11 protein-coding genes are annotated in these 12367 nt (G+C 38.5%); all 11 read right to left on the reverse strand.

Annotated features, from left to right (window positions below; translation table 11 throughout):
• Positions 1–61: 61 nt before the first annotated feature.
• The 11 genes from THEXY_RS09820 to THEXY_RS09870 all read right to left on the reverse strand — a co-directional run bounded on the left by THEXY_RS09820 (position 62) and on the right by THEXY_RS09870 (position 12132).
• Entirely contained in the window at positions 62–1357 is a 1296-nt protein-coding gene (locus THEXY_RS09820) for a pyrimidine-nucleoside phosphorylase (protein WP_013788681.1), read from the reverse strand.
• Positions 1358–1372: 15 nt separating this feature from the next.
• Positions 1373–2542, reverse strand: coding sequence for a phosphopentomutase (locus THEXY_RS09825; RefSeq protein ID WP_013788682.1), 1170 nt, complete (start codon positions 2540–2542; stop codon positions 1373–1375).
• A 57-nt stretch (positions 2543–2599) separates the two neighbouring features.
• Positions 2600–2995 carry a cytidine deaminase gene (locus THEXY_RS09830; RefSeq protein WP_013788683.1) on the reverse strand — a complete coding sequence of 132 codons (396 nt, stop codon included), beginning with the start codon at positions 2993–2995 and terminating at the stop codon, positions 2600–2602.
• Between the two features lie 13 nt (positions 2996–3008).
• A complete protein-coding gene (locus tag THEXY_RS09835; protein ID WP_013788684.1) occupies positions 3009–3731 on the reverse strand; it encodes a GntR family transcriptional regulator in 723 nt (240 codons plus the stop codon).
• Positions 3732–3739: 8 nt separating this feature from the next.
• The gene (locus tag THEXY_RS09840) at positions 3740–4663 is read right to left on the reverse strand and encodes an ABC transporter permease (RefSeq protein ID WP_013788685.1); all 924 of its coding nucleotides are present in this window, start codon (positions 4661–4663) and stop codon (positions 3740–3742) included.
• Positions 4660–5715 (reverse strand): ABC transporter permease, encoded by a 1056-nt coding sequence (locus THEXY_RS09845; RefSeq protein WP_013788686.1) that lies wholly within the window; start codon positions 5713–5715, stop codon positions 4660–4662. The genes THEXY_RS09840 and THEXY_RS09845 overlap by 4 nt, the downstream gene beginning before the upstream one ends.
• Before the next feature lie 2 nt (positions 5716–5717).
• Positions 5718–7244, reverse strand: coding sequence for an ABC transporter ATP-binding protein (locus THEXY_RS09850; RefSeq protein ID WP_013788687.1), 1527 nt, complete (start codon positions 7242–7244; stop codon positions 5718–5720).
• Positions 7245–7295: 51 nt separating this feature from the next.
• Positions 7296–8354 carry a BMP family lipoprotein gene (locus THEXY_RS09855; protein WP_013788688.1) on the reverse strand — a complete coding sequence of 353 codons (1059 nt, stop codon included), beginning with the start codon at positions 8352–8354 and terminating at the stop codon, positions 7296–7298.
• 206 nt (positions 8355–8560) lie between these two features.
• Positions 8561–9196 carry a cyclodeaminase/cyclohydrolase family protein gene (locus THEXY_RS09860; protein WP_013788689.1) on the reverse strand — a complete coding sequence of 212 codons (636 nt, stop codon included), beginning with the start codon at positions 9194–9196 and terminating at the stop codon, positions 8561–8563.
• Between the two features lie 59 nt (positions 9197–9255).
• On the reverse strand, positions 9256–10152 hold the full coding sequence (gene ftcD, locus THEXY_RS09865) for a glutamate formimidoyltransferase (protein WP_013788690.1): 897 nt from the start codon (positions 10150–10152) through the stop codon (positions 9256–9258).
• A gap of 111 nt (positions 10153–10263) precedes the next feature.
• Positions 10264–12132, reverse strand: coding sequence for a DUF4914 family protein (locus tag THEXY_RS09870; protein WP_013788691.1), 1869 nt, complete (start codon positions 12130–12132; stop codon positions 10264–10266).
• Positions 12133–12367: the final 235 nt, after the last annotated feature.

Raw genomic sequence — 12367 nt, forward strand, 5'->3', positions numbered from 1 at the left:
ATCGGCACTAATTATAAAATGTTAAATGATTGCAAAAAAAAAAATTCCTCAATGAGGAATTTTACATGTAAATCAATTGAGGTCTCTCTACATATTGACCAGATACTAATATATATTTTTTGATTTCATTCAATGCCCAATCCAGCTTGTTTTTATCATTGGCATATACTGTAGCGATAGGTTGGCCTTTCTTTATGAAGTCGCCTATTTTTCCGCCTAACATTATGCCGACTGATAGATCTATTGCGTCTTCTTTTGTAGATCTTCCAGCACCTAATCTCATGGCGATAAGCCCTAAATCTAATGCATATAAATCTTTTATATACAAGTCCTCATCAGCAACCCATGCCTTAACATATTTAGCCTGTGGTAGCAATGATAAATCATCTACAATCCTTTCATCTCCACCTTGAGCTTTTATAAACTCTCTAAACTTTTCCAGAGCTTTTCCGCTTGCCAAAGCTTCTTCCATCATCTTCTTTGCTTCATCGGTATCTTTTGCAACACCAGCAATTGTAAGCATATCAGCGCCTAAAACCATGCACACATCAATAAGATCTTTTGAACCATTTCCTTTTAAAACATCAATGGCTTCTACTACTTCCAATGAATTGCCAATAGCAAGTCCCAATGGCTCATCCATATTCGTAACATGTGCAACTGTCTTTCTTCCAACGGAATTGCCTATCTCAACCATGAGATTTGCAAGCTTTTTGGCGCTTTCTATGTCCTTCATAAAGGCACCGCGGCCTACTTTTACATCCAGCACAATCCCATCAGCACCGGATGCAATCTTTTTGCTCATTATAGAGCTTGCTATAAGTGGTATCGAATCAACTGTTGCCGTTACATCTCGTAGAGCGTAAAGTTTCTTATCGGCTGGTGTCAAATTGCTGGACTGCCCTACAACAGCAATGCCATGCTTATTCACATTGTCTATAAACTCTCTTTCACTGAGTTCAACTCTCATGCCTGGTATCGATTCAAGCTTATCTATCGTACCACCAGTATGACCCAATCCTCTTCCTGACATCTTTGCAACAGGAGCACCACACGCTGCGACGAGAGGCGCTAAAACTAAAGTAGTAGTATCTGCGACACCACCAGTAGAATGTTTATCAACCTTAATACCTCTTATTTCTGATAGATCAAGCACATCACCAGAATGGGCCATAGCCATTGTCATGTGTGCTGTTTCTTCATTTGTCATGCCATTAAAGTATATAGCCATCAAAAGAGCACTCATTTGATAATCAGGTATATAGTCTTTTGTATATGAAGATATGATAAAATCTATCTCGTCTTTTGTAAAAGTGCCTCCATCTCTCTTTTTCATTATAAGGTCGTACATTCTCATAAAAGATCCTCCTCATCAAAATGGCAATTCACTAAGAAATGACGTTCCATGACCAGTTCCCTCAACATTAAATATTTCTGCAATGGTTGCGGCAATATCAGAAAATGTCTTTCTTACGCCTAAATCTTTACCATTTGTAAATCTGCGATTGTATACCAAAAGTGGCACGTACTCTCTCGAATGGTCTGTGCTGGCTGTTGTAGGATCATTACCATGATCTGCTGTAATAATGAGCAAATCATCATCCTTAAGCTTTGACATTATTTCAGGAAGTTGGTCATCAAAATATCTAAGTGCATCTGCATATCCTTGAGGGTTGTTTCTATGTCCATAAAGCATATCGAAATCCACTAAATTTGTGAATATAAGGCCATTTTTAACTTTATCCAAAGCCTTTAAAGTCGCAATTATGCCATCTTTATTATTAGTAGAGTGGTCTTTTCCTGTTATGCCACATCCTGCAAATATGTCTTCAATCTTTCCTATAGCAAAAACCTCATGTCCTGCATCTTTTAACTTATCCAATATAGTCGGGCTAAATGGTTTTAGGGAAAAGTCCCTTCTGTTTTCCGTTCTCACAAAATTCCCAGCTTCCCCAACAAAAGGCCTCGCAATGACCCTACCTACTGCATAATCGCCTTTCAGTATTTCTCTCGCTATCTCACACATCTCATAAAGCTCATTTAAAGGTATCACACCTTCATGGGCAGCGATTTGGAAAACACTGTCTGCCGATGTGTAAACTATCGGATAACCTGTCTTTACATGCTCTTCTCCCAATTCTTCTATTATCTCAGTCCCCGATGCAGGCTTATTTCCTATGACTTTTCTTCCTATTCTTTCTTCAAACTTATTTATCACTTCATCAGGAAATCCATTTGGAAATGTGGGAAAAGCCTTATCTATCCAAAGACCTGCTATCTCCCAGTGTCCCGTCGTCGTGTCTTTACCTGCCGAATGTTCTTGCATCTTCCCATAGGCACCTACTGCAGACTTATCAGCCTCTACACTTTTTAGCGGCAATATGTTGCCAAGTCCCAATTTCCCTAAATTAGGGAGCTTTACTCCCGTCACATCGCATACGTGCCCAAGAGTATTTGAACCTACATCGCCATATTTATCCGCATCTGGAGCTTCTCCAGCTCCAACGCTATCTAATACAATAAGTAAAACTCTGTTTACCATTTAATCACCTCTATCAATATACCATTAACAAATAATGCTAAATAAATACTTCAAATATTATTTTTCATCTTTCATAGAAAATGCATACGGAAGGAGATCTTTTGCTTTTTTTACTACAAAATCCCCTTTCATATTTCCCAAAATAACAGTCATGTCTTCCCCACCTAATTCGTACATGACTTGTCTGCATGCACCACAAGGTGATACAGGTCCATCTGTATCCGCTACAACTGCAATCGCCTCTATATCTCTATCACCATTTGCATAAGCGCTAAAAAGCGCAGTCCTTTCAGCACAATTAGTAAGTCCATAAGATGAATTTTCAATATTGCACCCTTTGTAGATTTTCCCATTGTTTGTTATGACGCAGGCTCCAACTTTAAATTTAGAATACGGTGCATAGGCACTTTCTCTCGCCTCTTTCGCAACCTCCAACAGCTTTTCGTAATCCATCATCATACCTCCCTCAGTCCCGTTTCCTAATGATGTAAAAATCAAACTTATCTGCATTAAAATAATTTGATGAAAAAAGAATCGGCCTATTGTTTTCATCGTAGTGTATTTGCTCTAAAAGCAAAACCGAACCATTTTTCCCTATGTTAAGCTTTTTCTCCAATATTACATCATTCTTCACAACTTTAATGCTTGATACAGCGTATGTTATTTTTATGCTGTACTCTTTTTCCAAAAAAGTAAACATAGATTCCTCAAAGCCGCTAAAACTGTCTCCTACAATTTTATACGGCAATCTATCAACACAGTAGACAACAGGGATGCCATCTGCAGTCCTTACCCTTTCAACTTTATAAATTTCTTCACCAAGATTTAGCTTTAATTTTTCTGCCTCACTTTCTAAAGCAGGCAATCTATAGAAAGTAAAATCCTTCGTGCCAGGCTTCATCCCCTGGCGCTTAATAAGGGACGTAACGCTAAAAAGCTCCTCAAGCCCACTTCTTATTATCGGCTTTTTCCGGACAAATGTCCCAACGCCTTGCTGCTTCGTAATAAGGCCTTCATCTTCCATTATTCTCATAGCTTCCCTGAGTGTAGCCCTGCTTATGCCAAATTCTTTTGATAGAGAAGCTTCAGAAGGAAGTTTCATACCTTCCTTCCATACGCCAGTCTTGATAAGCTCCTCCATCTTATTCAATGCCAATTCATAAAGTGGCTTTTTATCAGGAACTAACATATTAATCCTCATTTCTTAGGAGTATATGGGACACCATCTGCTGCAGGTGATACGCTCTTGCCACCAACACCTACGAGAGCCAAAACTGTGAGAATATATGGAAGCATCATGATTATATTTTTAGACAAGGCACTGTTTTGAAGCTGCATGCTTAAAGCAGTAGCAAAGCCAAAAAGCAAAGCCGCACCAAAAGAACCAAAAGGCGTCCATTTGCCGAATATCATAGCCGCCAAAGCGATGTAACCTCTTCCGCTGGACATATCTGTGCTGAAGCTGTTTAAAAGACCTATTGACAGATATGCACCTCCTATTGCTGAAAACAGTCCACTTAGAGTAACTCCTAAATATCTTAACTTTATGACATTGATTCCTGCAGTCTCGGCTGCTTCCGGATTTTCTCCGACCGCTCTTATCCTTAAACCGAGGTTGGTGTGAAACAAGAAATAATCTGAAGCAAATATCAATATTATCATTAAATATACTATTACGCTGTTACCGCTTAATATCTGTCCTACAAATGGTATATTCTTAATAACAGGAATGTTTATATTTGGAAGCATAGGCGTATCTGTAGGCGTACCGCTGAAACCGAAAATTGTATTCAAAAGGTATGCTGTAAATCCAGATGCAAATATGTTTATTGCCATACCGAGAATAACCTGATCAGCAGTAAGCGTTACAGCAGCCCAGGCAAAAATCACAGCAACTATCATGCCAACTATTACAGCACCTAATAAACCAAGCCATGCACTGCCTGTAAGATGTGCAAATAGTACCGCAAAAAAAGCCGCAATAAGCATTATACCTTCCATGGCAATATTTACGACACCAGATCTCTCAGAAAAAGTTCCTCCAAGGGCTGGCAATGCCAATGGTGTTGCCATGGCAAGGGTTGCCGACCACAACTGAGGATTTAATAAAATCTCTTTCATGATGCTAACTCCTCCTTTTTCTGCTTCTTAAACATGGTTTTAAACAATTCAATAATCTTGTCTGCAGCAACGAAGAATATGATAAGCCCTGTTATGACATCTGTTAACTGGCCAGGCACTTGTGCATTAAGCTGCATGTATTGGGACCCTGTTCCAAGTGCAGCAAACAAAAGGGCTGAAAACACAACACCAATAGGGTTGTTTTTTGCCAACAGAGCAACAACTATTGCCGTATATCCGTATCCTGACGTAAAACTGTCGTATAACCTATGCTGAACACCTAAAATCTGAACTGCTCCTGCAAGACCTGCAAATATACCGCTTAAACTTAACGACAAGACGATATTAAATGGAACATTCATACCAGCATATTTTGATGCTCTTTGGTTAAATCCAACAGCTCTCATTTCGTATCCCCAAACAGTCTTGTACATAAGCCAATAGACGAAAAGTGCAGCAACCAAAGCTATAACTATGCCATAAGACAATTGCGTGTTTGGAACGATGGTAGGTATCACAGCAGAATTTCTGATAAGCGGTGATTGAGGCACAGAACCTTTTTCCATCATTGGACCAAACTCCAATAGGTAATGGCTAAAATAAATTGCTACATAGCTCATCATCATGGTTGTAATGACCTCATGTGCACCAGTATATGCTTTAGCAAATCCAGGAATTATTCCTCCCCACAATCCTCCAGCGATCATCGCAGCAATAAGTGCAAGAGGTATATGGATATACCATGGAAGACCTTTAAATGAATAGCCTATCCATGTACCTACAATAGCGCCAATCCAATACTGTCCCTCAGCACCTATATTGAAAAGTCCTGCATTAAATGCTATCGCAACCCCAAGACCTGTTATTATAAGCGGAACAGCATTTGCCAGTGTATTTGCTATATTAGGTAATGTTCCAAACGCACCTATAAATAGTGATGTGTACGCAGCTACTGGGTTAAAACCTGTAGCCAACATTATTATAGAACCAATAATGATTGCAATTACAACTGCTAATATTGGCATATAAATACTTTTTAACACTTTACTCATGATCACACCTCAACTTCCTTTGCGTCAATTTGCGAACCTGCCATAAGCAGCCCAATTTTTTCCCTTGTAGCAGATTTACCATCCAATACATCCATTATTACACCATTATGAATTACTCCGATTCTGTCAGACAACGACATTATCTCCTCTAATTCTAATGAAACAAGAAGTATCGCTGAACCTCCATCTCTAAGTTCTAAAAGCTTTTTATGAATGTACTCAATAGCACCGACATCCATTCCTCTTGTAGGCTGAACAGCTATCAAAAGCTTTGGATTAGAACCTACTTCTCTTGCAAGAATTATCTTCTGCTGGTTGCCACCTGAAAGATTGCCTGCTAAAAGAGTATAATCAGTAGGCCTTATGTCGTATTCTTCAACCTTCTTCGATGCGTTTTCAAATACCTTCTTGTACTGTATTACGCCATTTTTCGAATAACGGCTATCTTTGTATTCTTTTAATATTAAATTGTCTGCAACGCTAAACTTCATGATAAGCCCTTCCTGCTGTCTGTCTTGAGGAATGTAAGATATGCCAAGCTTGTACCTCTCCCTCGTAGGCAGTCTTTCAATATTACTATTTTGGTATTTAATGACACCTGATTTAATCTGCCTAAGACCCATCAAAGCTTCAATAAGCTCTGTCTGCCCATTTCCATCAATACCTGCCAGTCCAAATATCTCTCCACTTCTTATTTCAAAGCTTACGTTTTTCACTTTTTCAATGTTTTGCTCATCTACAACAGTCAAATCCTTGACTGAAAGCACCACATCGCCAGGTTTGTACTCTGACTTCTCTACTCTTAAGACAACTTCCCTTCCTACCATCAAATTAGCCAATTCTTGCTCATTTGTATCTTTAGTGTTCAGAGTACCTACCGTCTTACCTCTTCTCATTACTGTAACTTTATCAGAAATCTCTTTAACCTCATCAAGCTTGTGGCTGATGAATATGATAGAAATGCCTTGCTCTTTTAATCTCCTCATTATTTCAAACAGTTCTTCCGTCTCCTGTGGAGTAAGCATAGCTGTAGGCTCATCTAAAATGAGAAGCTTAGCATGTCTGTAAAACGCCTTTAGAATTTCTACCCTTTGCTGAAGTCCAACAGATAAATCTTTCACCTTTGCATCTGGATCTATTTCAAGATGGTAATTTTTTGATATCTCTCGAATCAATTCATTGGCTTTTTTCTTGTTGTAAGGAATGCCACCAGGTTCAGCACCAAGAACTATATTTTCTGCAACCGTCAAAACCGGTATCAACATGAAATGCTGGTGAACCATCCCGATACCTTTTTCTATGGCTTCATGAGGGCCGCTTAGATTTAAAGTTTCGCCGCTTAGCTTTAATTCTCCAGAGTCAGGTTTATATAATCCATAAATAATATTCATCAAAGTAGATTTACCTGCACCATTTTCACCTAAGATGGCGTGTATTTCTCCTTCTTCTACTGTGAGATTAACACCATCATTTGCCCTAACCTTAGGAAATATTTTTGTAATATTTTTAACCTCTAATAATGCACTCATTGACATACCTCCTAAAAAGGGGCTGAACTCCGTCAGCCCCTAAGTTAGCCATTATTTCTGTACTTGATCTGAAACTTTTATCGTACCGTCTTTTATCTTATTAGCATATTCATTAACTTTATCAATTATAGATTGTGGAACATCTTTTATCGGCTTAGCATAGCCAACTCCATCATTTGCCAAGTCGAAGTACACGAGACCACTCTTGAAGTTGTTATTAAGAGCATTCTTTATAGTCTCAAATGTCGCAACATCAACTTTTTTAAGTGCTGATGTCATAACTGTATCAGGAGCCATATAATTTTGGTCTGCGTCAACACCTATTGCATATACATTCTTTTCTTTAGCAGCATTTATTACACCATCACCAGTTTGTCCTGCAACATGGAATACTATATCTGCTCCTTGGCTTATTTGTGTCAAAGCCATTTGCTTTCCTGATGCCGGATCATTGAAGTTTCCTGTGTAGCTTACAAGTACCTTTGTATCAGGATTTACAGCTTTTACGCCTTGTTGGAAACCTGCAATGTAGCTGTCAACAGGTGGAATCTGCATTCCTCCTACAACACCAACAACGTTTTGATCATTAATCTTTGGATTATTCTTTTCTTTTTCCATCAAACCCGCCATTACACCTACTAAGTATCCGCACTGCTCCGTCTTAAATGTGGCAGATGCGACATTCGGCCTATCAGTAATGTCTGAGTCGATGATTAAGAACTTCGTATCAGGAAATTCTTTTGATACTTGTTCAACTGCATCTTTCATAAGGAAGCCTACAGCTATTACTAAGTTGTACTTTTGCTGAGCAAATTGTGTAAGGTTTGTAATGTAGTCTGTCTGTTGCTTAGATTGAATAAAGTTAGCTGTAACACCAAGCTCACTTTTAGCTTTTTCAAGACCTTGATATGCCAACTGGTTGAAGCTGTGGTCATTTATACCGCCAACGTCTGTTACAAGACCTACTTTAAAGTCTTTGTTCTTCGCATTTTGAGTCGTATTGTTTGACTGAGATGATTGCTGTTTTGTCGCTGAAGAACATCCTGATAAAAGTGATAACGTCAAAACAAATGCCAGCATTAATGAAAGAACTGCACGTAATTTTTTCATTACTTCATCCTCCTATTTTTGATATCGTTTTTCTAATATTTAGCTTTTCAATCTACGTCTGTTGTCTGACATCTAACAACATTATAATTCTAAAACCTTTCATGCACAACATTATTTCTAAGCTTGTATTACAAAATTATCTCACTTTTTCTCAATCTTTCTCACTTTTTCTTGTCTTTTGACACTTTTACACTTAAAGTTATCCATCACAAATTTTTAATGGAAATACTCAGTATTTCGTCCTTTACAGGTTCATACCTTTTTATCAAGTTCTCACATTCTTCAATGGCACTGTCTGCCAGTGATTTGTCTTTTAAAAATTTAGCGTTTACTCTGACATTTATAGCAGCACTTTGAAGCCCTGCAAATAGAAGTAATGCACCAACTGCCGCATCTGATATTGCATTCGGATTGCCATACTGAGCAATAAGCAAAGTAGGTGCAAACCCTTCGCTTAAAAGCCTCGCTAATTTAAGTGGGACATTTATAGCTTTTAAATAAGCTTCATCCAATTTTTGACTTCTTAAAGCCTTTTCTTCATCATTATTTTTAGGCATTTTGATTGCTTTTATAACATCATCGTACGCATTTTTGTCCTCATCTACTAAAGGCATTAACTCTGATATAAGCCTTTCGCATATTTTAAGCCCGCTTTCAATCTCGTCTTTTATATCGCTGTCGTACTCTTCATAGAACTTCCTACCGATTGTGAGATTGTAAACCATTGATGACAAAGCCACACCTAAACTTGCCACTAAAGCAGATACACTTCCACCACCAGGCGCAGGCTTTGAAGATGATACATCTTTTACATATTCTTCTAAAGTTTCGTTTACCAACATAAGTATGCCTCCTTTGTCCTTTTTTCTTAATTATACCTTACTTTCCTCATCTTGAATACCTACTCGTAAATTCTATTTTCTATGACTTTATCATAGCTAAAGTTTTCCATCATCAGATAGTGCTGAGCAGTGTCAAACAACGCTTTAGCAGGTATAAGACCGATAAGTTCACTGCCCACAATATTTACACCATACCTTGACGCTTCGTTTTTAATGACTTCAAAAACCCTATACAGTGGCGTCTTCTCAAAGTTTGTAAAATTCATCGAAACTTGTACAACATTTCGCTCCTTCAAATCTACTCCCATCGCCTTTAAGTATCTGAAGCCTCCTGAAGAATGCCTTATTGCTTTCGCTATTTTCTTTGCAATGTCTACATTACTTGTACCTAAATTTACATTGAAAGCTATCAGAAAATTTCTTGCGCCTACAACAGTGACGCCGCTTTTTTCATTCATCACACGCGGTCCGTAGTCAGGAACCCAATCAGGCATTTTTATTTTTTCAAAAAAGCCTTCATATCCACCTCTCCTTATGTCCTCAAGGTTTCTCCTTAATGGGTTTCCCTGAGCTTCTTCATAAAGATATACAGGTACCTTAAGCTCTTCCCCTATGCGCCTTCCTACATCTTTTGCTATCGCTACGCATTCATCCATAGTGACATTCTTAAGAGGCACAAATGGCAAAACATCTAAAGCCCCAACTCTTGGATGCTGCCCTTTATGATACCTCATGTCGATTAATTCCGAAGCTTTTTTGGCCACATTAAAGGCAGCTTCTTTTACTCCATCCACATCTCCACAAAATGTTATGACAGACCTATTGTGGTCTTTGTCCATAGTATAGTCTAACAATTTAACGCCATTTACAGATGCCACTTCTGCCACAAGTGCTGCAACCTTCTTTTGGTCTCTACCTTCGCTGAAATTCGGAATACACTCTACGATTTTATCCATATTTACCTCCACTATCACAAATTTAATAATTATTTCTCGAATTGAGAATATAATAAAGCACATATTTTTTCAACAATTGCGATAAAAAAATACGGATCAGAAGATCCGCATTTACAGAATATTAATGTAGTCATCAAAAGAACCGTCGTCAAGGCAACATTCTATAATATCTCTGCCCAGTTTTGACAAATCCGGCGTCAAATATTTTTTAAGCTCTTGTTTAAAGAAATCAGTCAATATCTTTGCACCCTTCATAAATGCTTCTTCACCCACTTCAGGCTGCAAGTGTACTTGTAAGAAATGCTTAGGCATAAATTCGCCATCTATTTTAAGTGATTCCAGAGAATACCCTAATAGAGGGCATTTTGACTCTGTCAACTGATCAGGCCTGAATTTTGCGCCACCGCGCCTTGAGAGATATTCTCTCGCAATCCATTGAGGCATGAATCCGACTTTATAAGCGCCTATATGCTGATTTGGTATCAATACATACCTTGTGGCAGGAGTATTCTGTATTTGCTCCAAGATGAGATTTGCATGTCGTACCATCTTTCCTGTAGCAAATGGCCAGTATGAGCCAACACCTTCACTGCTTAACCCTTCCGTGTCTATGATGCTGGGGTTTGCGTATCCTCTTGGAGCCACTAACCTCCAAAGCCAAGCAATAGATGGTGGCAGCACGTGAAGCACGCCTAATATACCATAAGAAGGATTTTCTTTTGTGCACGGAGGGGTTCTCACTCCAAAGCTTCTTATATCAACTTCTACAGCATCATCTACCGTATTTGCAATGAACCCCCTTGGCATTATGACTCTTGGGTTAGTACAAGGCTTACCAGGGCTATCTTCTATGTGCTCCCATATTAGGCATGTAGAATTAGGTACCCCATCAATATTAAGGAAAAGAAGCGGCTCTTTGGGATGGATACACAATTTTTCAAGATCAGGACTTGAACCGTACTCTGTAACATGGTCAAGTCTTATAAACCATCCATTCTCTGCGTCTTTGACAACCAACCTCTTGCTTGCATCTTGATATGATGGATGGCACAACGCCATATCATCTGTAACAGGCTGCAGTTCGCTGTTTTCTTTAAGTTCCATGTAGAATTTTTCCTTAGTCACGATGTTAGTGCCAAAATGTATCCTTCCATCCAATTCCCTTGGAAGCTGCTCAGTCATCTCACTTTTTCCGCCACCGCTGGCACCTTCATGCATGATAGTCATTATGTTGTCATAAGGCGTTATAACTCTTACAGTAGATGCATGTGCTGTTATCCACCCTTCTTTTTCACCTACATCCAAAAGAACACTATAAACACCTTTTTTTGCACTTGGACCAGGATATAAGTTATAAGAGAATAGTTCTTGCATGTCTTCAAGCCTGTTATGAACGACTACTTGCTTTCCATTGAAATGGGTATGCCTGAAAGGAGGTGCCACAAATATGATAGAGCATGGTTTAAAGTTCTCACTGATTTTTTCCTTTGGTATAAAACCTTGGATGTCTGCGAGAGCAAGGACAAAAAAGCCCGCATTTTTTGGTGCGATCACCAACGAAGCATATCCTAATCTTTCATCACCAGCCATAAATGGCATTACAATCAAATCCTGCTTCTTTAACCAATTAAAAGTCTCAAGCCTTAAAGGTTCAAAGTCCTCACCAAACCTGTCTTTGTACCTTACCTTATCAGTGTCTTTATCATCAGCTATAACCATGCAGTTTGGTTCTCGCCGCCTCATGTACGGTTCAGGGTAATTTACTGCAAAGCCGTTTTTACACTTTGCAACAGTGGCTTCCACAACTTTCCCTTTCCCTGGTACTTCGTATGAAACTTCAAACGTGTCATTTCCGCTGCCGCCTATCGTCAAATCTAATAGTTCTCTTCTACTTTCAGGAATAATTATTTCTCTTCCACTTCTTAAAATATCAGAAACTTCATCAGGTAGTATAAAGTAATCTAAAATGCCATTTTCCATTTTTTTCTATCTCATTCCTTTCACACGATATGAAAATTTTTGAAATAATAGACGTGATATTATGCAGAATTTTAATATTTGAAATATTTTATAAAAGCCACTATCTATCTATAAATTAGATAAATACTGGCTAAGCGGCAAATTTGCAAAGCAACCCTTTCATAGAAACCCCCTATTTACTTTCCTTCAATGTAGAAAAAATTCATGTAATTTATTTTATCATTTTCAAGCATTA

This window comes from Thermoanaerobacterium xylanolyticum LX-11 (assembly GCF_000189775.2).
GTDB classification, from domain to species: domain Bacteria; phylum Bacillota; class Thermoanaerobacteria; order Thermoanaerobacterales; family Thermoanaerobacteraceae; genus Thermoanaerobacterium; species Thermoanaerobacterium thermosulfurigenes.

What these genes read in the sequence shown, in the direction of transcription:
- THEXY_RS09840 (WP_013788685.1), bottom strand. Translation starts at nt 4,663, where the DNA reads ATGAAAGAGATTTTATTAAATCCTCAGTTGTGGTCGGCAACCCTTGCC.
- THEXY_RS09835 (WP_013788684.1), bottom strand. Translation starts at nt 3,731, where the DNA reads ATGTTAGTTCCTGATAAAAAGCCACTTTATGAATTGGCATTGAATAAG.
- THEXY_RS09860 (WP_013788689.1), bottom strand. Translation starts at nt 9,196, where the DNA reads ATGTTGGTAAACGAAACTTTAGAAGAATATGTAAAAGATGTATCATCT.
- THEXY_RS09870 (WP_013788691.1), bottom strand. Translation starts at nt 12,132, where the DNA reads ATGGAAAATGGCATTTTAGATTACTTTATACTACCTGATGAAGTTTCT.
- THEXY_RS09855 (WP_013788688.1), bottom strand. Translation starts at nt 8,354, where the DNA reads ATGAAAAAATTACGTGCAGTTCTTTCATTAATGCTGGCATTTGTTTTG.
- THEXY_RS09850 (WP_013788687.1), bottom strand. Translation starts at nt 7,244, where the DNA reads ATGAGTGCATTATTAGAGGTTAAAAATATTACAAAAATATTTCCTAAG.
- THEXY_RS09825 (WP_013788682.1), bottom strand. Translation starts at nt 2,542, where the DNA reads ATGGTAAACAGAGTTTTACTTATTGTATTAGATAGCGTTGGAGCTGGA.
- THEXY_RS09820 (WP_013788681.1), bottom strand. Translation starts at nt 1,357, where the DNA reads ATGAGAATGTACGACCTTATAATGAAAAAGAGAGATGGAGGCACTTTT.
- ftcD (WP_013788690.1), bottom strand. Translation starts at nt 10,152, where the DNA reads ATGGATAAAATCGTAGAGTGTATTCCGAATTTCAGCGAAGGTAGAGAC.
- THEXY_RS09845 (WP_013788686.1), bottom strand. Translation starts at nt 5,715, where the DNA reads ATGAGTAAAGTGTTAAAAAGTATTTATATGCCAATATTAGCAGTTGTA.
- THEXY_RS09830 (WP_013788683.1), bottom strand. Translation starts at nt 2,995, where the DNA reads ATGGATTACGAAAAGCTGTTGGAGGTTGCGAAAGAGGCGAGAGAAAGT.